Annotated in this window: 19 protein-coding genes; 10 read left to right on the top strand and 9 right to left on the bottom strand. The window is 65.6% G+C overall.

Annotated features, from left to right (window positions below):
* Window positions 1–97 precede the first annotated feature (97 nt).
* The 4 genes from LGR44_RS13100 to rpoZ all read right to left on the bottom strand — a co-directional run bounded on the left by LGR44_RS13100 (window position 98) and on the right by rpoZ (window position 6,189).
* The gene (locus tag LGR44_RS13100) at window positions 98–2,251 is read right to left on the bottom strand and encodes a peroxidase family protein (protein WP_226741143.1); all 2,154 of its coding nucleotides are present in this window, start codon (window positions 2,249–2,251) and stop codon (window positions 98–100) included.
* Between the two features lie 491 nt (window positions 2,252–2,742).
* On the bottom strand, window positions 2,743–3,444 hold the full coding sequence (locus LGR44_RS13095) for a gamma-glutamyl-gamma-aminobutyrate hydrolase family protein (RefSeq protein WP_226741142.1): 702 nt from the start codon (window positions 3,442–3,444) through the stop codon (window positions 2,743–2,745).
* 7 nt (window positions 3,445–3,451) lie between these two features.
* Window positions 3,452–5,623 (bottom strand): RelA/SpoT family protein, encoded by a 2,172-nt coding sequence (locus LGR44_RS13090; RefSeq protein WP_226741141.1) that lies wholly within the window; start codon window positions 5,621–5,623, stop codon window positions 3,452–3,454.
* A 158-nt stretch (window positions 5,624–5,781) separates the two neighbouring features.
* The gene (rpoZ, locus tag LGR44_RS13085) at window positions 5,782–6,189 is read right to left on the bottom strand and encodes a DNA-directed RNA polymerase subunit omega (protein ID WP_226741140.1); all 408 of its coding nucleotides are present in this window, start codon (window positions 6,187–6,189) and stop codon (window positions 5,782–5,784) included.
* Between the two features lie 1,122 nt (window positions 6,190–7,311).
* Between rpoZ and LGR44_RS13080 the strand changes: the two genes are divergently transcribed.
* From LGR44_RS13080 to gmk, 8 genes are all read left to right on the top strand, one after another.
* The gene (locus LGR44_RS13080) at window positions 7,312–7,464 is read left to right on the top strand and encodes a hypothetical protein (protein ID WP_226741139.1); all 153 of its coding nucleotides are present in this window, start codon (window positions 7,312–7,314) and stop codon (window positions 7,462–7,464) included.
* A gap of 57 nt (window positions 7,465–7,521) precedes the next feature.
* Complete coding sequence (gene fabD, locus LGR44_RS13075; protein WP_226741138.1) at window positions 7,522–8,469, top strand: ACP S-malonyltransferase; 948 nt, start codon at window positions 7,522–7,524, stop codon at window positions 8,467–8,469.
* A 10-nt stretch (window positions 8,470–8,479) separates the two neighbouring features.
* Window positions 8,480–9,217, top strand: a complete 738-nt coding sequence (fabG, locus tag LGR44_RS13070) for a 3-oxoacyl-[acyl-carrier-protein] reductase (RefSeq protein WP_226741137.1) — start codon at window positions 8,480–8,482, stop codon at window positions 9,215–9,217.
* Window positions 9,218–9,452: 235 nt separating this feature from the next.
* Entirely contained in the window at window positions 9,453–9,689 is a 237-nt protein-coding gene (locus tag LGR44_RS13065; RefSeq protein WP_114185050.1) for an acyl carrier protein, read from the top strand.
* A 64-nt stretch (window positions 9,690–9,753) separates the two neighbouring features.
* Window positions 9,754–11,016 (top strand): beta-ketoacyl-ACP synthase II, encoded by a 1,263-nt coding sequence (gene fabF / locus LGR44_RS13060; RefSeq protein ID WP_226741136.1) that lies wholly within the window; start codon window positions 9,754–9,756, stop codon window positions 11,014–11,016.
* A gap of 95 nt (window positions 11,017–11,111) precedes the next feature.
* A complete protein-coding gene (gene mltG, locus LGR44_RS13055) occupies window positions 11,112–12,485 on the top strand; it encodes an endolytic transglycosylase MltG (RefSeq protein WP_226741135.1) in 1,374 nt (457 codons plus the stop codon).
* Window positions 12,486–12,562: 77 nt separating this feature from the next.
* Window positions 12,563–13,450, top strand: coding sequence for a YicC/YloC family endoribonuclease (locus LGR44_RS13050; RefSeq protein WP_226741134.1), 888 nt, complete (start codon window positions 12,563–12,565; stop codon window positions 13,448–13,450).
* A 15-nt stretch (window positions 13,451–13,465) separates the two neighbouring features.
* On the top strand, window positions 13,466–14,107 hold the full coding sequence (gene gmk / locus LGR44_RS13045; RefSeq protein ID WP_226741133.1) for a guanylate kinase: 642 nt from the start codon (window positions 13,466–13,468) through the stop codon (window positions 14,105–14,107).
* Window positions 14,108–14,179: 72 nt separating this feature from the next.
* Here the strand turns inward: gmk and rsmA are convergent, their stop codons facing one another.
* From rsmA to lptF, 5 genes are read right to left on the bottom strand one after another with little or no spacing between them, the layout of a single operon-like run.
* Window positions 14,180–15,034: a 16S rRNA (adenine(1518)-N(6)/adenine(1519)-N(6))-dimethyltransferase RsmA gene (gene rsmA / locus LGR44_RS13040; protein WP_226741132.1), complete on the bottom strand. Its 855-nt coding sequence runs from the start codon at window positions 15,032–15,034 to the stop codon at window positions 14,180–14,182.
* Window positions 15,031–16,050 carry a 4-hydroxythreonine-4-phosphate dehydrogenase PdxA gene (gene pdxA / locus LGR44_RS13035; RefSeq protein ID WP_226741462.1) on the bottom strand — a complete coding sequence of 340 codons (1,020 nt, stop codon included), beginning with the start codon at window positions 16,048–16,050 and terminating at the stop codon, window positions 15,031–15,033. The genes rsmA and pdxA overlap by 4 nt, the downstream gene beginning before the upstream one ends.
* Window positions 16,050–18,593, bottom strand: coding sequence for an LPS-assembly protein LptD (locus LGR44_RS13030; protein ID WP_226741131.1), 2,544 nt, complete (start codon window positions 18,591–18,593; stop codon window positions 16,050–16,052). Before LGR44_RS13030 ends, pdxA begins: the two co-directional genes overlap by 1 nt.
* Window positions 18,594–18,629: 36 nt before the next feature.
* The gene (lptG, locus tag LGR44_RS13025; protein WP_226741130.1) at window positions 18,630–19,715 is read right to left on the bottom strand and encodes an LPS export ABC transporter permease LptG; all 1,086 of its coding nucleotides are present in this window, start codon (window positions 19,713–19,715) and stop codon (window positions 18,630–18,632) included.
* A 2-nt stretch (window positions 19,716–19,717) separates the two neighbouring features.
* Window positions 19,718–20,869 (bottom strand): LPS export ABC transporter permease LptF, encoded by a 1,152-nt coding sequence (gene lptF / locus LGR44_RS13020; RefSeq protein WP_226741129.1) that lies wholly within the window; start codon window positions 20,867–20,869, stop codon window positions 19,718–19,720.
* A gap of 198 nt (window positions 20,870–21,067) precedes the next feature.
* Here lptF and LGR44_RS13015 point away from each other — a divergent pair, with 198 nt between their 5' ends.
* Together LGR44_RS13015 and LGR44_RS13010 are read left to right on the top strand one after the other, a co-directional pair.
* Complete coding sequence (locus tag LGR44_RS13015; RefSeq protein ID WP_226741128.1) at window positions 21,068–22,558, top strand: leucyl aminopeptidase; 1,491 nt, start codon at window positions 21,068–21,070, stop codon at window positions 22,556–22,558.
* 68 nt (window positions 22,559–22,626) lie between these two features.
* Window positions 22,627–23,079, top strand: a complete 453-nt coding sequence (locus LGR44_RS13010; RefSeq protein WP_226741127.1) for a DNA polymerase III subunit chi — start codon at window positions 22,627–22,629, stop codon at window positions 23,077–23,079.
* Window positions 23,080–23,091: the final 12 nt, after the last annotated feature.

Below are 23,091 nucleotides of genomic sequence, written 5' to 3'. Positions count from 1 at the left end.
TGATTCACGCGGACGGGCGCCAATGGATAACGATAGGGAAGGGCTGTCAACCGCCGGGCACGGGGGCGGCCCCGCCCGGGAGGGCGGGGCCGAGGGTTCAGGAGATCACGACGAAGTCCAGGTTGTTCAGGACCACCTTCGGATCGAGCTTGGCGAATTGCTGGGCCTGGCCCGCTCCGGTGCCGTCGGGGTCGTAATAGAGGTTCCCGGTCTTCTCCTGATAGATGATCCGGTCGTCGCGGGCGCCCGCGAGGGCCGCGGTCTTCGAGACGTGGAAGGCGGCCTTGGACAGGGTTCCCTCCTTCCCGAGCGCCGTGAAGACGCTCTTGTCGAGACAGATCTTGTCCCTGTTGGTGAAGTTCTTGATCGTGTCGACATTGCCCGCGCCGAGGGCGGTGTCGAAGACGAACCTGTCCTCGTCCTTGTCCGCGCCGGCATCCAGCCAGTCCGTCCCGAGTCCGCCCTTCAGGAGATCCCTGCCGGTGCCGCCGTCGAGCTTGTCGTCGCCCTGATCGCCGTGGAGGTCGTCGTTGCCGGCGCCGCCACTCGAGGTGTCGTTTCCTTCGAGGCCGAAGATGAGATCGGCCTTCTGGGTGCCGTTCAGGGTTTCGGAGCCCGACGTGCCGCCGATCCGCTCATGGGCGGCGAACGCATCGTGATAGACGTATTTGACGCCGCTGGTGCGGGCGATGATGTCCGCGAGCGAGGTCGACTTCACGTCCTGAAGGACGTCGGGGCTGAGCTTCAGGCGGTTCTCGTAATAGAACCGGTCGCCGTCGCGCAGGCGCTCGAACTGCATCACCGTCAGCCGGGTGAAGGTTTCGCCGAGCTGCGAATCCCGGTGGTTCTTCTCCAGGAGGCCGCCGACGAGGGAATCCATCGTGCCGATGCCCGCGGTATAGACGCTCTTCAACGCATCCAGCGTGTTCGTGTCGAGCCCGTTGGCGGCGGCGAACTCTTCGAAGCTCGCATAGGTGGCGAGGCCCAGCCCTTCGCGCAGCTTGTTGTAGTTGCCGACCCCGTGATCGCGGGCGCGCTGGATGTCGAACACGTTCAGATCCACGGTCGCGCCCGGGATGCCGAACAGGGCGTTGCGGTTGCCGTCCACCACCTTTCCGTCGAGCTCCTGCGTGTAGTGGGAAAGCTGGCCGCGCACCCATTCGTCCATGCTGCCGCTCGTGCGGATCGCCTGGGCGGTGTTGGCGAGGGCGAAGGACTGGCCCAGGGTGAACGAGGCGAGCGCGGAGCCGTCCTCGCCGAGGGTCTTGAACACGTTGCTCGACTGGTCGTGGCCGAACCGGAATGCGACGGTCGTCCATTCGTTGATCACGGAAGGATCGACCGTGGACTTGTAGCCCTTGTAGGCGCTGAGCGCCTTCGTGCCGAGGAGCTTGGGCAGGTACTCGCTGTAGACCACGTGCTGCCACTCGGCCTCGGTGATGGTGCGCGCGGCCTCGAACAACTGGTTCTGCGACCATGTGGGGAATTTCTCGGCAAGGCGCTCGACCTGCCAGTTGTGCTCGCGCGCCCACATGGTCTGGTGGGTGAGGAGGGCCGCGTTCTGGTTGGCCCTGTTGTCGCCGGCGACATACTGGTTCGGGTCGAACGCACCCGGCGCGGTGCCGTTGATGATGAAACGGACCTCGTCCACCGTCTTGCCCGAGTCGGCGGCGACCTGCGCGAAGGTCGGCAGCAGGTTGTCCGCGTTTCCGGAGGTGAGGAGCTTGGCGGATTGGACCGTCTTGCCGTTCACGACGATGTCGTCGCGCAGCAGGTTGAGGATCGTCGCGTTCCGGCCGTAGACGGCCGACAGGTCGAGGAAGCTGGTCTCCTCGTTGTGCTGCTGGCGCACGCCGCCCACCTCCTCGAAGGGCGTGCGGTTGAACGGGAAGGGCAGGCCTTCGAGGAACAGGGGCGGATCGACGCCGTTCGGCCCGAGGGGCGCCTCCGCGATGTCGTGGGTCAGGAACTGGCCGAAGAACTGGTGGAATTCGTTGAGGCCGGCCGCGTTGGGGATATCGAGATCCTTGCCGTCGGATCCTTTGGGCTGGGCCATGATGGTGTTGCTGATCAGCCGCGGGCTGGGACTCACCTCCATCTGCCCCTTGCCGTCGAGGTAGCTGTTCGGCGTCACCCGCACGAATTCATGCCCGGCCGAACCCCAGTCCCGGTGAAGAAGGTTGTTGCCGGTGCCGTCCGGATTGCGGACCAGGAGGTCCCTCAGGAACGAGTAAAGGCTGCTGATCGGCATGTGTGGTTCCCCTCGTGTGTTTCTGGCAGCCGTTCGGAAGGCCAGAAGCCGGTGCCGATGGCCGCGATGCAGTAATGACGCTCAGGAACGCGCTGGAACGCCCAGCACAATGGGCTTAATACAGTCGTATTCGTATGTTTTATTCAGTCTGAACTAATAAGACCTCTGCGGGTCGAAGAGATGATGCGTTTCGTTCGCGATATTGTGAACGTATTTCATGGATTAACTCTTCGGATACTTTTTGCCGCCGGCATCATTCTGAATAAAAGCACAGCGCTCGATTCCTGTGCGGACGGATAAATTCAGCCTCCGGGCGTCTCCATTCTCATGCTTAGGAGTAGTGTGCTTTCGGTCGGGCGCAGGCAGAAGCCGTCCGCCCGCGCGCGGCGGACGGATTTAAGGGGCATACCCATTAATGGCGGTTGGGAGCGTCCGGCGGGCCCGAGGGGAAAGAATTCACGCCTCCGGGCGTGCTTTTCCCGGCGCCGCGGTCAGTCCGTGCGGCGTGCCGCCTGCACGAAGGCGTCGAACACACGCGTGCCGGGATGATCGGCGGACGCGAACTTTTCCGGGTGCCATTGCAGGCCGAGAGCGAAGGACCGGCCGGGAACCTCGATCGCCTCGATGACGCCGTCGGGGCCGTGCGCGGCGGCGACGACGCCGTCCGACACTTCGACGAGGGCCTCCCGGTGGAAGGTGTTCACCTCGAACGTCTCCGCTCCGACAAGCCCGGCCAGCTTCGTGCCGCTCCGAATGGTCACGTCATGGAGCAAGTCCCGCTTGTCGTGGTTGAGCGCGCCGGGCCACGAGGCATGCACGTCGGACACCATGCGGCAGCCATGAAGGCATCCGAGCATCTGCATGCCGTTGCAGATGCCGAGAACCGCCTTGTCCCGTGCGAGGAAGCCCTCCATCAGCGCCTGCTCGACGGCGAGGCGGTCGGACCGTTGGTATTGCGAGCGGTCGCCGTCCACATACCAGGCCTCGGGAAAGCCGATCCGGCCGCCCACGCTCAGGAAGCCGTCGAACTCCTCGACCACCGGGGCGACCAGATCCGCCAGGTACGGGATGCCGAACGGGAGGCCTCCGGCGCGGTGTATGGCGGCGAAATAGCTCTTGGACGTGTCGTAGCGCGTGCCGTCGACGCTGGTGTTCTCGTCCATGATGACGGCGATGCGGGGCTTGCGGCTCATGCTCTGGCTATCCGGTGACTCGGTCGACGCGGCTCACCACGCGCTTGGCGCGCAGCTCCGCGATGATGGCGTTGAGGTGCTTCAGGTCCCACACCGTCAGGTCGATGGTGACGTCGGTGAAGTCCTGGGTCCGGCGCTTCATCGCCACGTTGTCGATGTTGCCGTCGTGATCGGCGATCACCTGGGCGATCTGGGCGAGGGAGCCCGGCTCGTTGATCGACTGCAGCTTGATGCGGGCCGGGAACCGCTGCGGATCGTGGGTTTCCAGGTCCCAGCGCACGTCGATCCAGCGGTCCGGTTCGTTGTCGTAGGCGGCCAGGGAGGGGGACTGGATCGGATAGATGGTCACGCCTTCGCCGGGGGTGAGAATGCCCACGATCCGGTCGCCCGGCACGGCGCCGCCTTCCGGCGAGAAGCGGATCGGCATGTCCGGGTTGAGGCCGCGGATCGGGATGCCACCCGATGCGTGATCCCCCGACCCGTCCTTCGCCGCGCCGTTGGGCTTGGCCGACTGGCCGTCCGCTCCCGCCCGGCGCTCGTCCTTGTAGTCGGGATAGACGGCCCGGACCACGTCGCCCGAAAACATCTCGCCCCGGCCGACCGCGGCCAGCACGTCCTCCATGGAGGCGCGGGCCAGGCGGGGCAGGGCGCCCTTCAGCTTCTCGTCGGAGAAGGGGCGGTTGGCGCGCTCGAAGGCGCGCTCCAGGATCTGGTGGCCGAGGCCCGTATATTGCCGCCGCACGGCGGCGCGGGTTGCGCGGCGGATCGAGGCGCGGGCCTTGCCGGTGACGACGAGGGATTCCCAGGCGGCCGGAGGGGTCTGCCCCTCGGCGCGGATGATCTCGACCTCGTCGCCGTTCTGCAGTTCCGTCAGGAGCGGGGACATGCGGCCGTTGATCTTGCAGCCGACGGCGGTGTTGCCGACATCCGTGTGGACCGCATAGGCGAAGTCGATGGGCGTCGCCCCGCGCGGCAGGGCGATGAGGCGGCCCTTCGGGGTGAAGCAGAAGACCTGGTCGTGGAACAGTTCGAGCTTGGTGTGCTCGAGGAACTCTTCCGGATTGTCGCCCTCGGCCAGCAGGTCGATGGTGCGGCGAAGCCACTGATAGGCGCGGCTCTCGTTGGCGAGGCGGGAATTGCCGTTGATGCCCTCCTTGTAGAGGGCATGGGCGGCGATGCCGTATTCCGCCACCTCGTCCATCTCCAGGGTGCGGATCTGCAGCTCGACGCGCTGGCTGCCGGGGCCGATCACCGTGGTGTGGATCGAGCGGTAGTCGTTCTGCTTGGGCGTCGAGATGTAGTCCTTGTAGCGCCCGGGCACCATCGGCCAGGAGGTGTGCACGACGCCGAGGGTCCGGTAGCACTCGTCGACGGTGTCCACGATGATGCGGAAGCCGAAGATGTCGGAGAGCTGCTCGAAGGAGACCGATTTGCGCTCCATCTTGCGCCAGATCGAATAAGGGCGCTTCTGGCGTCCGCTGACGCTCGCCTCGATGCCCTGGGCCTTCAGCTTGGCGGTCAGGTCCTGCTCGATCTCCTCGACCAGCTTCTCGCTCTTGAGGGTCAGTTCGTGGAGATGGCGGTTGATCGCCTCGTAGGCCTCGGGGTCGAGGTTCTGGAACGACAGGTCCTCCAGCTCCTCGCGCATCTCCTGGATACCCATGCGCCCGGCGAGCGGGGCATAGATCTCGAGGGTCTCCTCGGCGATGCGCTTGCGCTTCTCCGGCGTCATGAACTGGAGCGTGCGCATGTTGTGAAGCCGGTCGGCGAGCTTCACCAGGAGGACGCGCACATCGTCCGCGATGGCCAAAAGCAGCTTGCGGAAATTCTCGCCCTGGGCCGCCCGCTTCGACACGAGGTCGAGCCGCTTGATCTTGGTGAGGCCGTCCACGAGGGCGCCGATCTGGGGGCCGAAGGTCTTGTTGATCTCGTCGAGAGTCGCCTCGGTGTCCTCCACCGTGTCGTGGAGCACGGCGGCCGCGATGGTGGCGTCGTCGAGCTTCAGCTCGGTCAGGATGGCCGCGACTTCGAGGGGATGGCCGAAGAACAGGTCGCCGGATGCGCGCTTCTGGTTGCCGTGCGCCATCATGGCGTACACGTAAGCGCGGTTGAGAAGCGCCTCGTCGGCCGAGGGGTTGTAGCGCTTGACCCGCTCGACAAGTTCGTACTGGCGCATCATTCGGCGGCCATCTCCTTTCCAAAACGGTTTAGGCGGCTGAAGTTAAAAAGATATTGTGGAACAGAGCAGAACCGCAAGGCTCGCGATTGCCTCACCTGCTGTTAACGAAAAAGCCCGGCCTGGAGCCGGGCTTTTCGAGAAATTTTTTGTCGTCGGGCTTACTCGCGGTCGTCGTCGTCCGCGCTGCTGCTCGGAGGAACGAGGCCCTCCAGGCCGCGGAGGAGGTCTTCCTCGCTCATGCGGTCGAACTGGACGTCCGTGTCGTTGTCCTTGCTGGCCGAGGCGGCGGCGGCGGTGTTGCCGAGCAGCGGAACGGCCTCCGCTTCGGGCTCGTCCACTTCGACGTATTTCTGCATCGAATGGATGAGCTGCTCCTTCAGGTCGTCGGGAGCGATGGTCTGCTCGGCGATCTCGCGCAGCGCCACCACGGGGTTCTTGTCGCGGTCGCGGTCGATGGTGAGCGGCGAACCAGACGAGATCAGGCGCGCCCGATGGCTGGCGAGCAGCACGAGCTCAAACCGGTTGTCGACCTTGTCGATGCAGTCTTCGACGGTCACACGAGCCATGAAGAGGCTCCTTCTTGAGGTTCGAAAATATCGGAAGACGGGCTGGATACACCGTAAGTGGCAGGAAGACAAGGGGAAGGCTCTCCTGGCCGGGGCAGGGGGCACCCGCGGGCGCCGTACGGCTTCCGGAATGCGCTCGAGCCTCCTTCGAGACGCCGCTGGCGTGGCTCCTCAGGATGAGGGGGGAGGATGAGACCGCTGTAGGATTTGGCGGTGATGGCGCACCGCCATTCCCTCCCCCTTGTGGGGAGGGCCAGGGTGGGGGTGTGAGCGCAGGACTGGAACCAAGGACGGCGCTCACACCCCCACCTCCACCTCCTCCCCACAAGGGGGAGGAGAGCAGGTCGGCTCCACCTCCGTCATGGCCGGGCCTGTCCCGGCCATCCACGCCCTCAAGCAGCGCTGGGGTGCTCCCACGCCCGTCATTCCGGGGCGGCTCGCTAGAGCCGAGCCCGGAACCCATAGCCGCTGACGGCGCAGGATGAAGCGAAGCGCTCACAGTCTTTTCTTGAACCTGTCGAGTTTATGGGTTCCGGGCTCCGCTGCGCGGCCCCGGAATGACAGGTGAGTGGCACGCGCCTTCATGCGCCGGCGAGACACCGCAGCATCGGCAGAAACGTTCCCATTTTGTTCTTGACGGCCGCACCAAGCTAAGCTATATCGTTCCTGTCCGGTCCTCCGAGGGGCGCGCTCGCGAGGCGTCGTGATTGTGGGACCGGGCACGGTCCTGCGCACGGGGCGACGCTACCCCGTGCGGCAGGAGGCCCAGGCACCCGCCCTGGGGCCGGAGCGGGTCGCAGGCCCGGCCGCACCAGGCGTGCGGCGTCCGCCTGCGGCCGTTCACGGACCAGCGCCGCCTGAACGCCTGAAAAGAACCGTGCGCGAGGGGCCATCCGGCTCTTCTCCATCACCACCACCCTTCGAGCCGGTTCGCTCCTCGCGCCCCCTCGACTGCCACACGGTTCCGCGCAGCACGCCCGGAGCCCGAGAACCCGTGCCTTTTGCGCTTCGGGAGTGCGCCGCCGCACCCCGGCCAAGCGTGACGTTAGGCAATCTTCCCTAAGGTCAAATCTGGAGGGCTCCATGAGGAGGTACTTTTTGAATGAGCGCCTGAGATGGCACGTGCTGATCCTGCTGGCCCTGGCTTCGTTCTGGGCGGTGGTCTGGTTCTGGAGCAATTTCACCGAATCCGGGATGATCGACGCCTGTTTGGACGATGGCGGCGCCTGGAGCTATGAACAGTCCAAGTGCGAGGGAGCGCGCTCTTCGCCTTGACTCGCGCGCGTCCGGGTGCGAGTCGGCGCCCGGTTTCCAGTGAAAGGGCGGCTCTCGATGAAGCGCGCATTCATCTTCCCGGGGCAGGGAAGTCAGTCGGTCGGCATGGGCAAGGCCCTCGCCGAGACGTTTCCTCAGGCGAAAGCGGTCTTCGACGAGGTGGACGAGGCGCTGTCGCAGAAGCTCTCGGCCATCATGTGGGAGGGGCCTGCGGACGAGCTGACCCTGACCGCCAACACCCAGCCGGCCCTGATGGCCGTGAGCCTGGCCATGGTCCGGGTGCTGGAGGCCGAGGCCGGACTCGACCTCGGGAGGGATGCCGCCTTCGTGGCCGGCCACTCCCTGGGCGAGTACTCGGCCCTGGCCGCCGCCGGCAGCCTCACGATCGCCGACACGGCCCGGCTGCTGCGGATTCGCGGCAATGCCATGCAGGAGGCGGTGCCGGTCGGGCAGGGCGCCATGGCGGCGCTGCTGGGCCTCGAATACGATGCCGCCCTCGAGGTCGCCCGCGCGGCGGCTCAAGGCGAGGTCTGCGACGCGGCCAACGACAACGGCGGGGCGCAGGTCGTGGTCTCGGGCCATAAATCGGCGGTCGAGCGCGCCGTCGCCATCGCCCAGGAGAAGGGCGCCAAGCGCGCCGTGATGCTGGCCGTGTCCGCCCCCTTCCATTGCGCCCTCATGCAGCCCGCCGCCGACGCCATGCGCGAGGCGCTGGCCAGGGTGACGGTCCATGCGCCGGTCGTGCCAGTGGTGGCGAACGTGGAGGCGGCTCCCATCGGCGATCCCGACGCCATCCGCGACGCCCTGGTCCGTCAGGTCACGGGAACGGTGCGCTGGCGCGAGAGCGTGGCCTATATGGCCTCCCAGGGCGTCGAAGCGTTCTACGAGGTCGGCTCGGGCAAGGTGCTGACCGGACTCGTGAAACGCATCGCGGCAGGAGCCTCGGCCACCGCGCTGGGCGCCCCGGACGACGTGACCGCCTTCAAAGCTTCCCTGCAAGGATAAGGAACCTCGCATGTTCGATCTTTCCGGCCGCAAGGCTCTCGTCACCGGCGCCACGGGCGGCATCGGCGGCGCCATCGCCCGCGCGCTGCACGCGCAGGGCGCGACCGTCACCCTGTCCGGCACCCGCCGGGCCGCCCTGGACGAACTGGCCGCCTCCCTGGGCGAGCGGGTCCACGTGGTCGAGGCGAACCTGTCCGACAAGGACTCGGTGGAAGCCCTTGTTCCGGCGGCGGAATCGGCCATGGAAGGGCTCGACATCCTGGTCAACAACGCGGGCGTGACCAAGGACAACCTCTTCATGCGCATGAAGGACGACGAGTGGGACACGGTGCTCGCCGTGAACCTGACCGCCGCCTTCCGCCTCTCGCGGGCGGCCGTGAAGACCATGATACGCCGCCGCTACGGCCGCATCGTCAATATCGGCTCGGTGGTGGGCTCCACCGGCAATCCGGGCCAGGGCAACTACGCCGCCTCGAAGGCGGGCCTCATCGGCATGACCAAGGCCCTTGCGGCGGAGGTGGCGAGCCGCAATATCACCGTGAACTGCGTCGCCCCGGGCTTCATCGAGTCGCCCATGACGGACGTTCTCAACGAAAAGCAGCGCGAGGGAATCCTGGGCACCATCCCCATGGGCCGCCTCGGCCAGGGCGGCGAAATCGCGTCGTCCGTCGTCTATCTCGCTTCGACGGAAGCCGGCTACGTGACGGGCCACACCCTGCACGTGAACGGCGGAATGGCCATGTTCTAAAAGGGCTTGGCGGCCCTTTCGGAATCTGTTTGCGAGTGCTCGCGAACCCCTCGCCAGAGCCGATAAGCTTGTGTTAATCATGAGCTCGATTTGGTCGGAGGGGTTGACCGACGCTCAAAAATGCGGCTTTGCACGACGCAAGTTAGCGGTTCCAGCGTTGTCAGCTGAGCAGCTGATCCAATTTCAATTTCTTGATCCGCCCAATCCTGAGGCGGCAGCCACTGAGGAAAAAACGATGAGTGACGTCGCTGATCGCGTGAAGAAGATCGTTGTCGAGCACCTGGGCGTCGAAGCCGACAAGGTCACCGACAATGCCAACTTCATCGACGACCTGGGCGCCGACAGCCTGGATACCGTCGAGCTCGTCATGGCGTTCGAAGAAGAGTTCAACGTCGAGATCCCGGACGACGCGGCGGAGACCATCGTGACGGTCGGCGACGCGATCAAGTTCCTCGAGAAGAACGCGGCCTAAAAAGCCACGAGGGCGTCGGATTGCCATCCGACGCCCGTATTTTGTTCAAAGGGCAGGAAACATCATGCGGCGTGTTGTCGTCACCGGTCTTGGCATGGTCACCCCGCTGGGCTGCGGCGTCGAGGAGACGTGGGCCCGTATCCGCGACGGGCAGAGCGGCGCCGACCGGATCACCGATTTCGAAGTGGACGACCTGGCCTGCAAGATCGCCTGCCAGATCCCGCGTGGCGACGGCACCAACGGCACCTTCAACGCCGACCAGTGGATGGAGCCGAAGGAGCAGCGCAAGGTCGATCCCTTCATCGTCTATGCGATGGCGGCCGCCACCCAGGCCCTCGACGACGCGGGCTGGAAGCCCACCACGTACGAGGACCAGTGCGCTTCCGGCGTGCTGATCGGCTCCGGCATCGGCGGCATCGGCGGCATCTACGAGGCATCCCAGACCCTCATCGAGCGCGGTCCGCGCCGGGTCTCGCCGTTCTTCATTCCCGGCCGGCTCATCAATCTCGCAGGCGGCTACGTCTCGATCGAGCACGGCCTCAAGGGCCCCAACAACGCGGTCGTGACCGCCTGTTCCACCGGCTCGCACGCCATCGGCGACGCGGCCCGCCTCATCGCCCTCGGCGACGCGGAGGTGATGGTGGCCGGCGGCACGGAATCGCCCATCAACCGTCTTTCCATCGCCGGCTTCGCGGCCTGCCGCGCCCTGTCCACCGGCTACAACGACGAGCCGACGAAGGCGTCGCGCCCCTACGACAAGGACCGTGACGGCTTCGTCATGGGCGAGGGCGCGGGCGTCGTCGTGCTGGAGGAGTACGAGCACGCCAAGGCGCGCGGCGCCAAGATCTATGCCGAGGTCATCGGCTACGGCCTGTCGGGCGACGCCTATCACATCACGTCTCCGTCCGAGGACGGAGACGGGGCCTATCGCTGCATGGCCGCCGCGATCAAGCGCGCCGGAATCTCCGCGTCCGAGATCGACTACATCAATGCCCACGGCACCTCGACGCCGCTGGGCGACGAACTGGAGCTGAAGGCGGTCGAGCGCATCGTCGGCAACGCGGCCGGCAAGCTGTCCATGTCGTCGACCAAGTCGGCCATCGGCCATCTCCTGGGCGCCGCCGGCGCGGTGGAGGCGATCTTCTCGATCCTGGCGATGCGCGACGGCGTCGTGCCGCCCACGATCAATCTCGACAATCCGTCCGTCGAGACCCCGATCGACCTCGTGCCCCACAAGGCGAAGAACAAGGAAATCAACGTGGTCCTGTCCAACTCCTTCGGGTTCGGCGGCACCAATGCGTCGCTGGTGATGCGACGGGTTTCCTGATCGTTATGGTGACACGTTACGGCTTTTCGCCATAATCCCCGTTAGGGTGTCGGAGGGACGGCAGGTTCGCCGATCGGCACCAGAAAAGCATCGTGATGTTCGGCAGAAAAAAGCACACTCTGATCTCGTCGCCCGAAGCGCACCAAGAGGAAGCGCAGCAGCCGCGCCTCGCTCCCAAATCTCCGAGCGAGGCCATCAAGCCCATGGCGGCCCCGCCGCCGCCGCCGCGCCTGCGCCGCCGCCGGGGCGGGCCCCTGTCCATCTTGAGCGGCGTCCTGACCCTGTTCGTGGCGCTTGCCATCGCGGCCGTCTTCGGCTTCGGCATGCTGGAGCGCGAGGTGACCACTGACGGACCGCTGCAGAACGACAAGGTCGTCGTGATTCCGCACAACACCGGCACCGGCGAGATCGCCGACATCCTCAAGCGGGAAGGCGTGATCGAGCAGCCCCTGCTGTTCGAGGTCTACGCGCTGGTCAGCCGGCAGCGGGGGCAGCTCAAGGCCGGCGAGTTCCAGTTCAAGGCGGGCACCAGCATCAGCGAGGCCATCGACACCCTGGCCCAGGGCAAGGCCATCCTGCATTCGGTCACGATCCCCGAGGGACTCACCAGCGAGCAGATCGTGGCGCGCCTCTACGAGAACGAGATCCTGTCCGGCGACATCATGGAGACGCCGCGGGAAGGCACGCTTCTGCCCGACACGTACAAGTTCGAGCGCGGCACGACCCGCCAGCAGATCATCAATTCCATGCAGGCGGCGCAGCGGCAGGCCCTGACGCAGATCTGGCAACGCCGCTCCTCGGACCTGCCGATCAAGACCCCGCAGGAAATGCTCATCCTGGCCTCCATCGTCGAGAAGGAGACGGGACGAGCCGATGAGCGTACCCGCGTGGCGGGCGTGTTCATCAACCGCCTCATGAAGCGCATGAAGCTGCAATCCGACCCGACGATCGTGTACGGCCTCGTCGGCGGAAAGGGCACCCTCGGCCGCGGGATCCTGCGCAGCGAGATCGAGGCGGCGACGCCCTACAACACCTACGTGATCGAGGGACTGCCTCCGGGGCCCATCGCCAATCCCGGCCGGGCCGCCCTGGAGGCCGTCGCCAATCCGTCGCGGACGAAGGATCTCTACTTCGTCGCGGACGGCTCCGGCGGCCATGCCTTTGCCGAAACCTACGAGCAGCACCAGCGCAACGTCGCCCGCTGGCGCCAGATCGAGAAGGCCCGCGCGGCCGAGACGCCGGACGACGTGGATCGGGTCGAGCCCGAGAGCGAGGGAGCCGTTCCGCCCGGTACGTCCGGCAGCCTGAACCAGGAACTCCGCGGCTCCACCAACGTGGCGCGCGGAACTCTCCCGGCCGGCCGCGCCCGGGGCTTCGACGCCAGCGAGGGGACCGACAAGGATCCTCTCAAGAACAAGTCCTACGACCTGAACTCGCCGAAGAACGTCCCCGTCCTGTCCGATCCCTGACGGCTTCGCTGCTTGTGGCGGAGGCGGGCGCGCATTATGGTCGCGCCACTTTTTCAATCCCGCCCGAGGTTCAGCGTATGGCTATTGCGAGCATGACCGGCTTCGCCCGAGAAGCCGGCATCACCGGTTCCTATCAGTGGGCCTGGGAGATCAAGACCGTCAACGGGCGCGGTCTGGAGATCCGCGTGCGGACGCCGTCTGGCCTCGACGCCGTCGGCGAGGATGCACGCGGCCAGATCATGAAGGCGCTCACCCGCGGGCAGGGCCAGTTGAACCTTTCCCTCACCAGGGCCTCCTCCGCGCCGAAGCTGCGGGTGAACCAGGACGTGCTGCAATCGCTCCTCGAAGCGGTGGGCGGCCTGTCGCTTCCCGCGAACGTCCAGCCCGCATCCCTCGACGGGCTGCTCTCGGTTCGCGGCGTGGTGGAACTCGACGACGATGCCGTCGATCCGGGGCAGGACGAGGCTCTCGTACAGGCACTGAAGGCCGGCGTCGGCTCGCTCATCGAGGCGCTGAAGACCGCCCGTCGGACCGAGGGCCAGGCGCTCGCGGGAGTTCTCGGGCAGCATCTCGATCTCGTCGCGCGTCTCGTGGACGAGGCCGATGCGGCGCCGGCCCGCCGGCCCGAGGCGATCCGCTCGCGGCTCGAGGCGCAGATCGACCAGATCCTCGAAGGCAAGTCCGCCCTCGATCCGGCCCGGCTTCACCAGGAAGCGGTGCTCATCGCCGCCCGGGCCGACATCCGCGAGGAGCTGGACCGGCTGCGGGCGCATGTGGATGCCGCGCGGGGGCTGCTGCATGAGGGCGGTCCCGTGGGGCGGCGGCTCGATTTCCTGGCGCAGGAGTTCGGGCGCGAGGCGAACACCCTGTGCGCCAAGGCCAACGACGTCTCGCTGTCGCGGATCGGTCTTGACCTGAAAGCCGTGATCGAACAATTCCGCGAGCAGGTTCAGAACGTCGAGTAGCAAGGGAGTACGGGTGTGGTGGAACTGAAGCGGCGCGGTCTTCTCCTGATCCTGTCCTCCCCGTCGGGGGCGGGCAAGTCGACCCTCACGCGCAACCTCGTGCGCGAGGACCGGGGAATCCGTCTGTCGATCTCCGTCACGACCCGACAGAAGCGCCCGTCCGAGATCAACGGCGTCCATTACAATTTCATGGAAGACGTGGCCGATTTCGAGGAGCTGCGGGACCGGGGCGATCTCCTCGAATGGGCCCAGGTTCACGGCAATTACTACGGCACGCCGCGCAAGCCCGTGGAGCAGTCCCTCGCCCGAGGCGAGGACATGATGTTCGACATCGACTGGCAGGGCACGAAGCAGATCGTCGAGAAGATGCGCGCGGATGTGGTGAGCGTCTTCATCCTGCCGCCCTCGATGGCCGAACTCAAGGCGCGCCTGGAGCGCCGGGCCGAGGACACGCCCGAGGTGATCGCCCGCCGCCTGCGCAACGCCCGCGACGAGATCGCCCAGTGGGCTGCTTACGACTACGTGCTGATCAACGACGACCTCGACCGCACCTATGGCGACCTGAAGTCCATCCTGGCCGCCGAGCGCCTGCGCCGCGAGCGCCAGGTGGAACTCGAAGGCTTCATCGACGGGTTGCTGGGGGAGCCTGTCGGCTAGGTCGTCCCTGCCGCTGTCTCGGGCCTGTGCCGGGGACCGTGCTGTCCGCCTTGAGACCCCGGGCTAGGGGGCTCATTGTTCCCGGCTGTCATCCAAGGCGTTCGCGAGGGCGACATAGCCTTCCACGGGAACGTTCTCGGCCCTTGTCTTCTCTTCCAGGCCCGCTGCCGCAATGACCGCGGACGGGTCCGGCGTGATGGATTTCAGGCTTTGGCGCAGCATCTTGCGCCGTTGCCCGAAGGCGGCGCGGGTCACCGCTTCCAGCGCGCCGATGCGACAGGGCAGGGGCTCCGGCCGCGGCGTCAGGTGGACGACGCTCGACGTGATCTTCGGCGGCGGCACGAAGGCCGAAGGCGGCACGTCGAAGAGAATGCGGGCCTGCGTGCGCCATCCGCAGAGGACGCCGAGGCGGCCGTAATCCTTCGGGTCGCTCTCGTCGGCCACGATGCGCTCGGCTACCTCCCGCTGGAACATCAGGGTGAGCGACGACCACCAGGGCGGCCAGGATTCCGTCGTGAGCCAGCCGGTCAGAAGGGCGGTGCCGACGTTGTAGGGGAGGTTGGAGATGATGCGGACCGTGCCTTTGCCGACCATGGGCCGGGGATCGAATTCCAGGGCATCCGCTTCGACGACTTCGAGCCGGCCCGGATAATGGGCGGCGATCTCCGCGAGGACCGGCATGCACCGGGAATCGCGCTCGATGGCGATCACCCGCTTGGCCCCGGCGGCCAGGATGGCGCGGGTCAGCCCGCCCGGACCCGGGCCGACTTCGATGATTGTGGCATCCTCCAGCGGGCCTGCTGAGCGTGCGATCCTGCTGGTGAGATTGAGATCGAAGAGAAAGTTCTGGCCGAGGGATTTCTTGGCCATGAGGCCATGGGCGCGAACCACCTCGCGCAGGGGCGGCAGATCGTCGATCTGGCTCATGGCGCATCCCGCCGCGAACCGAGGCGTGCGGCCAGGCGAATGGCCGCCATCAGGCTGTCCGGCCGGGCAATGCCCTTGCCGGCGATGTCGAAGGCGGTTCCATGGTCGGGCGAGGTGCGCACGAAGGGAAGCCCCAGCGTCACGTTGACGGCCTCGTCGAACGCGATGGTCTTGATCGGGATCAGAGCCTGGTCGTGGTACATCGCCAGCGCCGCATCGTAGCGCTGGCGGGCGCGGGCATGGAACATCGTGTCCGCGGGCAGGGGGCCTGCCGCTTCGATGCCGTCTGCCCGCAGGATCTCGATGGCAGGCGCGATAATGCGGTCGTCTTCCATTCCCATGGCCCCGCTCTCCCCTGCGTGAGGGTTAAGGCCCGCCAAGGCAAGTCGCGGATGGGAAAGGCCGAAACGCTCCTTCAGTTCCCGCGCCACGATGCGGCCGGTCCGGACGATCAGGTCCGTGGTCAGGGCCGAGGGCACGGAGGAGACCGGGATATGGACCGTCACGGGCACGACCGCGAGTTCATCGCTCCAGAGCATCATGACGGGATGCGGGGGCTCGCTCCCGCCTTCCGATGCGAGCGCGGCGAGGAACTCCGTGTGGCCCGGATGCCGAAAGCCGGCATCGTAGAGCACATGCTTGGCGATGGGATTGGTTACAAGCGCCGGCGCCTCGCCTTTACGGACAAGGCGCACGGCGGTCTCGATGGCCTCGATCACGGAAGGGGCACAGGCGGGATCGGGTTGCCCCGAGCTGGCTTTGACGGTGGTACTCAGAGGGATGACGGGCAGGGCGCCATCGAAGGCGGCCACAGCCTCGGCGGGACGGACCGGCACGATGGGGATGTTCCATCCCAATCTGGAGGCAAGTCCGTTCAAGTGATCGGGATCGGCCAGGACCGCGAAAGCCGGAAGGCGCGCCTCCTTCCGTTGGAGCCATGCCTTGAGGGTCAGTTCAGGCCCAATGCCGGCCGGATCGCCCTGGGTGACGAGGAGCGGCCGTCCGTCCGCGTCCATCACTGGGCGGCAACGCCTTCTTGTCCGGCTTCGTTGCCGAGATTCTGATTGAGCGTGACCTCACCGAGCGTCCGCAGTTCGAGCCGCAGCAGCACGGTATGGTTCCGCTCGCTCTCGCCCGACGTGATAGCCGTGTCGCGCGGTGCCACGGAGTAGTTGACCGAGAAGGTCGTGCACTCGTCGATGTAGCCGATGCCGAGGCCCAAGGAGCTGACATAGGCCGAATCCGTGCGATTGTAGACGGCATTCACAGGGTCCACGGCGTACTGGGCAGCGTAAAGATCGCGGGCGAGGAGATAACGGTCGAGATCCAAGAGGACCGAGCCTGAGACGTACCAGTTCGGAGTGATATTCCACCGCGCAGAGGCTTGGAGGCCTTCGCGGCGATGATTGAAGCCGATCTCGGGCTGGGCCGCATATCGGGCATAGGTGAGCGACGCAGAGATCGGCAGGTAGGGATCGAAGTTCGCAGTGACGCCGGCTTCGAAGCGGTTGAGGCTGAAATCCTCCTGATCGAACCGGGCACGGGTCACGAACGAGAAATTGTTGTTCGGCTTGAGCTGGAAACGGCCGACATAGTCCGATGCACGGGATTCCAAGCCGGAGGCCGGGCCGACATTCGCAAGATCTCCCTGTCGGAAGGAATTGCGCCCCGCCACTTGGAAGGACTGGCCGAACAGTAGGTTGGCATAGAAGCCTTCCGCGCCTGTGACAGTGTACTGGAGGCCGAGATTGGCGCGCACACCGCCTTCCGCACGGTCATAGCCGGAGAACTTATCCCAATCGAACAGAGAGCTGTCCTCGAAGACGAGGCTCTGCGCGTCCTCGTTCGGCAGATGTCCGATTCGAGTCTCGTTGGGCCGGGCAACGATCTGGGCGATCGGTTCGATGATCTGCGTACCCGAGGTGCCGATATCGGCCACGAACGGGAACCGGTACTCGAGGCCGACAGCCGGCATGGCCCGGAAGAGGAAATCGTCGTCGCCGCCGATGAAGTTCGACAGTTCGATGTTCGGATAGCCGTTGAAGTCCGGGGCGATCCAGAAGGAATCGGCGCGGAAATAGGTGAACGGCGTCCAAACCTGCCCGATGGGATCGATGAATTCGCGACGCCAGGACAGGTTGACCGAAGCGCGCGACATGGAACCGCTGATGCCGCGAACGAGGCACGATTCCGGGTCATAGACGGCGCAGGTCTCGTACTGACCGAAGAGATAGCCCTTCTGGCTCGTCAGACTCTGAAACTGAGCGGCCTCGCGAGAGAGGCTCGTCACGTTCACGTCGATCGCGAATTCGCCGCCGATCCCGGCCGGGGTGATGCGCTTGTTATAGTCGAGGACAGGATGCACGACAGGCTGCTGTTTCTGCCAGTCGCTCGTCGAGAGGCCCTGGAAATAGTACCCCCGGACATCGAAGAACGAACGGTCGCCTTGACCCTGCAGGTAAAGAGTCGAAATCGATTCCTTGGCATACAGCGAGCTGAGGCTTTCGCTGCGGATCCGGTAGTTCTGCAGGAACCATTTGTCCGAGAGCAGGGCGACGTCCCAGCCCCATTTCCAGCGTTCGTTGATGTAGAAGAGACCCGTGGATTCCAGCGAGCCGCGCGCATCCCGGTCGCCCGCCCCGTAGGGGCTGCTGAGAAATGCGTCCCCGTCACGCTGGAAGATGCCGGCGGCGCGGATGTTATACGCGCCGTTCTCCAGACGGTGCCGCCACTCGACCTCCCCGAGCACGCCCTGGCGGCTCAGGATGGTCGGTGTGACCGTGAGATCGTAGTTGGGTGCGATGGCCCAGAAGAACGGGATCGACGCGCCGATGCCGAGAGAACTCGAATAGACGTAGCGCGGGGACAGGAAGCCCGTCTTGCGCTTGACCGTCGGATCGGGGGTCCAGAAATAGGGCAGATAGGCGACGGGCAACCCGAGAATTTCGAGGCTCGCATCCTCGTAATAGATCGTCTGTTCGCTGTTGTTGTGGATGATCCGGGCGGCCTTGACCTGCCAGAGCGGCGGCCTTTCCGGATTGTCCTTGCACGGTTCGCAGGCGGTGTAGGTGCCGCGCTCGAAAACGGTCGTCTCGCCCTCGGAGCGCTCGGCGCGGGGGGCGGAGAACCGGGTCGTGACGGGACGGCCGTTCTCCTCGACCGTCTGGACGACCCGAAGCGAGTTGATGAAGCCGTTCTTGAAGTCGTCCGTCAGTTCGAAACGGTCGCCGGTCACGACGGCGCCGCTCGAATCGGTCAGCCTCGCATTGCCCTCGGCAAAAACCCGCCCGGTGTTCCGGTCGTAGGTGACGCGATCGGCCTGCAGGGTCCGGCCCTGATAGTTCATCTGAACATCGCCGGAGGCCGCGATGGTGTTGTTGTCGTTGTTGTAGATGATCTCGTTGGCATCGACGAGGAGGCGGTCCTGGCCCGAGCCGGACTGCGCCCGCGCGCTGATGGCGTCGTTGAGGGACTGGGCAAGCGCAGGCTCAGACCCGACGGCACAAAGGAGCGCCATCGCGACCGCAGACGTTGCGATCGTTGTCGTGAACCGTTCCATGCCTACTCCCCTACCGCGCCCCTTTGTCGAGAACGGTCAGCCGTCCTCTTGGTACAACAACGCCAGAGTCCCTAACAAACTGCCTACTACAGCAGGGAACCAGGCGGCGACAACCGAACTGATGATTCCGGCCGCCCCAAGCTCCGCCATAAGCTCCGTCGCGACATAAAGCATGAAGCCGGCGGCGACGCCACCCAGAACCATCATCGCTACACCGCCAAATCGAAAGAATCTTAACGACACCGATGCCGCTACGAAAACCATCGCGATGAAGAGAAGGGGGCGGGCGAGAAGGATGTCGTAATGCAGGCGATAGGCCGTCGTGTTGATGTCGGCCTGCTCCAGGCGGTCGATCGTTTCCTTCAGGTTCCAGAAGGGGACCGCGTCGGGATTGGTGAAGCTCTGCCTGACCTCTGAAGGCTGGAGGCTGGAGGAAACCTGGTACCGGTCATAGGAATGCGGCTCCTCCGTCGCGCTCAGGACCCTGGCTTCCTTGAGCTCCCAGTAGCCCTCGTGAAGGGTCGCCTCCTTGGCCTCGATTCGCTGGCTGAAGGCACCCGAATTGTCGAAGGCGTAGACGGTGACGCCGGTGATCGTCGTGGAATCCTGGAGCGCTCCCTCGGCGCGGAAGATCGCCTGCCCGTCGAGGCTCTTCTGCCGAATCCAGATCGGCTTGTCCCTGCTTTGCACGGGATTGCTGAAGACCTTCGCCTCCATGTCGGAGGCCTGCTGCTTCAGGAATGCGGAGACAGGATTGTAGACCGTTACGGAAAGGATGCCCATCGCCAGCGCCACGAACAGGCCCGGCTGCAGGAACTGCCACGCCGAGATCCCGGCGGCCCGGGCGATGACCAGTTCGAGCTTGCGGCTGAGCTGCAGGAGGGTGGCCATGCTTCCGAAGAGAACGGCGAACGGCATGACCTGCTCGGCGATGGCCGGCGTCCGGAAGAGGGCCAGCTGGGCCATGAGAGGGGCCGTGGCTCCCTCCGTATCGCCGGCCCGGCGCATCAGCTCCACGAAATCGAGGGTGTAGACGAGGGCGAAGACCGTTGCGAAGACCAGGAAAATAGTCTTCAGAAACTGCCGTGAGAAATAGGTGCCGAGCGTTGCGCCGATAAGCATGCTCAGGCCCTCCGGATGGCGGGGGTTCTGGAGGGAATCAGGGCACGGATCCTTGCCTGGATGGCTCTGGTGGTCGAGCCCTGCATGATCAGCATCAGGGAGATGACGATCGCCGACAGGGGAACGGCATAGACGGCAATGACGGCCGCTTCCGACCGCACGACGGCGCTCGAAGCGGCAAAGCCGGCGATTCGAAGCGCGACCACGGCCACCACCGCCGTCGCAATGGCGAGGCCGCGCCCCTGACGCGTCGTGCGCGGGTCGCCGAGAGCCGCGAAGGCGATGATCATCATGGCGAGCGGGTAGAGCCAGGACGAAAGGCGGTCGTGGAGCTCCGCCCGGAACCGGCCTTCCTGATATTGGTAGAAGGCGTCGTCCTTATTGGGGAAGAGGAGCTGAGTGGTGCTCCGCTCGCGGGGGCGATAGACGATCTCGCCGTTGCCGTCCTGGTTGAAGGCCGACAGATCGACCGCATAGCGCTCGAAGGCCACGATGGACGAATCGCGGCTGTTCGGCTCCTTGCGCTGAACGCTGCCCTTTTCGAGGACGAGATAGGCCTGTCCGTTGTTCTCGACCGTCTGTCCCCGCTCGGCGAGGTAGACGATGACCTTGTCCTTCTCCCGCTGGTCCTCCATGAAAATGCCCAGCAGGGCATCGCCCGAACGCTCGCGGTAATGGAAGGTGATGCCGTTCTCGAGGGTGATGAACTGGCCCTCCTTGGCCATGGTCGCCACGAAGTCCGCCCGGATCTTCGTGACGAGGTTTCGCATCTCCTGAAAGCTCGCCGGCATCACGTAGACGGTGATCATTCCCACGACGAGGCACACGAAGGCCGCCAGGGTGACGAACGGCCTCAGGAGGCGCAGCGGCCGCATGCCGGCGGCGCTCATGACGATCAGCTCGGAATCGCTGTTGAGCTTGTTGAGCGCGTAGATCGTCGCCAGGAACAGGGCGACGGGGGAGATCACGCTGATGAGGGCGGGCAGGGACAGCCCCGTCACGGTCATGAAGATGAAGAGCGTCTGGCCCTTGCCGGTCAGGAGGTCGAGCTCCCGCAGGGCCTGCGTGATCCAGATGACCCCCGTGAGGGCGATCAGGCACGCGGTAAAGGCCGTGAATGCGATCTTCAGGATGTATCGTTCGAGAAGTGTCATGAAGCCCTTCGCCTCTTGGGCGCGAACGCCCTGGGTACATTGTCACCTGCTCGCAGGCAAGGCCGGCGCCGTCTCAACAGCTTGGGATTGCGCCGCTTTCACGGCAATGCCTGCGTGATCCCGTGCCCTATATGCTGTATGTCAACAAGTCGCAGCCGGTCCCGAGCCGGCGTCAGCAGCCACCATCAAGAGGATTTCATGGCCGACAGCTTCAAGATCGATTTCCAGGCCCATGGGGACGTCGGAGCCGGTGATCTCATCGTCTTCGTCGACGAAAATCTCAAGCCGAGTCCCTCGGTCGCGAAGCGGATCGGGCCGAAGGCTGTCGATCTCATCGCCAGGGCCGCTGCCGCCGAGGGCTTCAAGGGCAAGGCCAAATCGAGCCTGACCATTCCTGCGCCGACGGTCATTGCGGCGGACCGCCTAGTCGTGATCGGCGTCGGCGGCGAGAAGGACCGGGCCTCCCTGGACTGGGCGCAGTTCGGCGGCCTGATCGCCGGCAAGGCCTCGGGCAAGACCGCGACCGCCGTGCTCGACATGCCCGGGATCGACGTGACGCCGGATGCGGTGGCGGACATGGCGCTCGGGGTCCAGCTCCGGCGTTACAGCTTCGACCGCTACAAGACCAAGAAGGATGATTCCAAGCCGAACGGCACCACCCGCCTGACCTTCAGCGTGGCGGATCCCGCGGCCATGAAGAAGGCCTACAAGGCGCGCGAGGGCGTGGCGGCCGGCGTCCTCATCGCCCGCGATCTCGTCAACGAGCCGCCGAACGTGCTCGGCCCCAAGGAGTTCGCCGCCAGGGCCGAGGCCCTGACGAAGGTGGGCGTCGAGGTCGAGATCCTCGACGAGAAAGCCATGCAGAAGCTCGGCATGCGCGCGCTGCTGGGCGTCGGGCAGGGCTCCGTCCGCGGCAGCCGCGTCGCCATCATGCGCTGGAACGGCGGCAAGGCGGCCGACAAGCCCGTCGCCTTCATCGGCAAGGGCGTGGTGTTCGATTCCGGCGGCATTTCCATCAAGCCGGGCGGCGGCATGGAGGACATGAAGGGCGACATGGCCGGCGCGGCCTGCGTGGTCGGCCTCATGCATGCGCTGGCCAGCCGGAAGGCGAAGGCGAACGTGGTCGGCGTCATCGGCCTCGTGGAGAACATGCCCGACGGCAATGCCCAGCGCCCGGGCGACATCGTCACCACCATGTCGGGCCAGACCATCGAGATCGTCAACACCGATGCGGAGGGCCGTCTGGTCCTGGCAGACGTGCTCTGGTACGTGCAGGAGCGGTTCAAGCCCAAGTTCATGATCGACCTGGCGACCCTGACGGGCGCGATCCTCGTGGCGCTGGCCCAGGAATATGCCGGGCTCTTCTCGAACAACGACGAACTCGCCCAGCGCATCACGGCGGCCGGACAGGCCACCGGCGAGCGGGTCTGGCGGATGCCGCTCGGTCCGGAATTCGACAAGATGATCGAGTCGAAATTCGCCGACATGAAGAATTCCGGCGGCCGGCACGGCGGGTCGAGCACGGCGGCGGCGCTGCTCCAGCGTTTCGTCAACGACGTGCCCTGGGCCCATCTCGACATCGCCGGCACGGCCATGGGCTCGCCCCAGACCGAGATCAACAAGGGCTGGAGCTCCGGCTGGGGCGTCCGCCTGCTCGACCGCCTCGTGCGGGACCACTACGAGGGTTGAGGATGACGGCCAGAAAGGACCTGCCGGAGCTCGCAGCCTCTCACCGCCCTTTCGGATCGTGAGAGGCGATGGCCGAGGTCCTTTTCTACCATCTCCAGAACCAGCCTCTCGAGGCCGTTCTCCCGACCCTGCTCCAGAAGACCCTGGAGCGGGACTGGCGCGCGGTGGTCCAGGTGACGACGGAGGAGCGTCTGGCCGCCCTCGACGACCACCTCTGGACCTTCACGGATGAGAGCTTTCTTCCGCACGGCACCGACCGCGAGGCCCATGCGGCGGACCAGCCCGTGCTGATCACCCTCTCCGACGGCAATCCCAACGGCGCCTCGATCCGCTTCCTGGCCGAGGGCGCCGACCTGCCGTCGGACATCTCCGCCTATCAGAGGATCGCGATCCTCTTCGATGGAGGCGACGTCCAGGCCCTGGCCCTGGCGCGCGACCAATGGCGAAAGGTGAAGGAGGAGGGGCACGACGCCACCTATTGGCAGCAGGACGAGCGGGGCCGCTGGCAGCGCAAGGCCTGAACCTCGCGGAAT

The organism is Microvirga lenta (assembly GCF_020532555.1).
GTDB lineage: Bacteria > Pseudomonadota > Alphaproteobacteria > Rhizobiales > Beijerinckiaceae > Microvirga > Microvirga lenta.
Note: the sequence above shows the minus strand (reverse complement) of the source record. Positions and strands in the feature narration are given on the sequence as shown.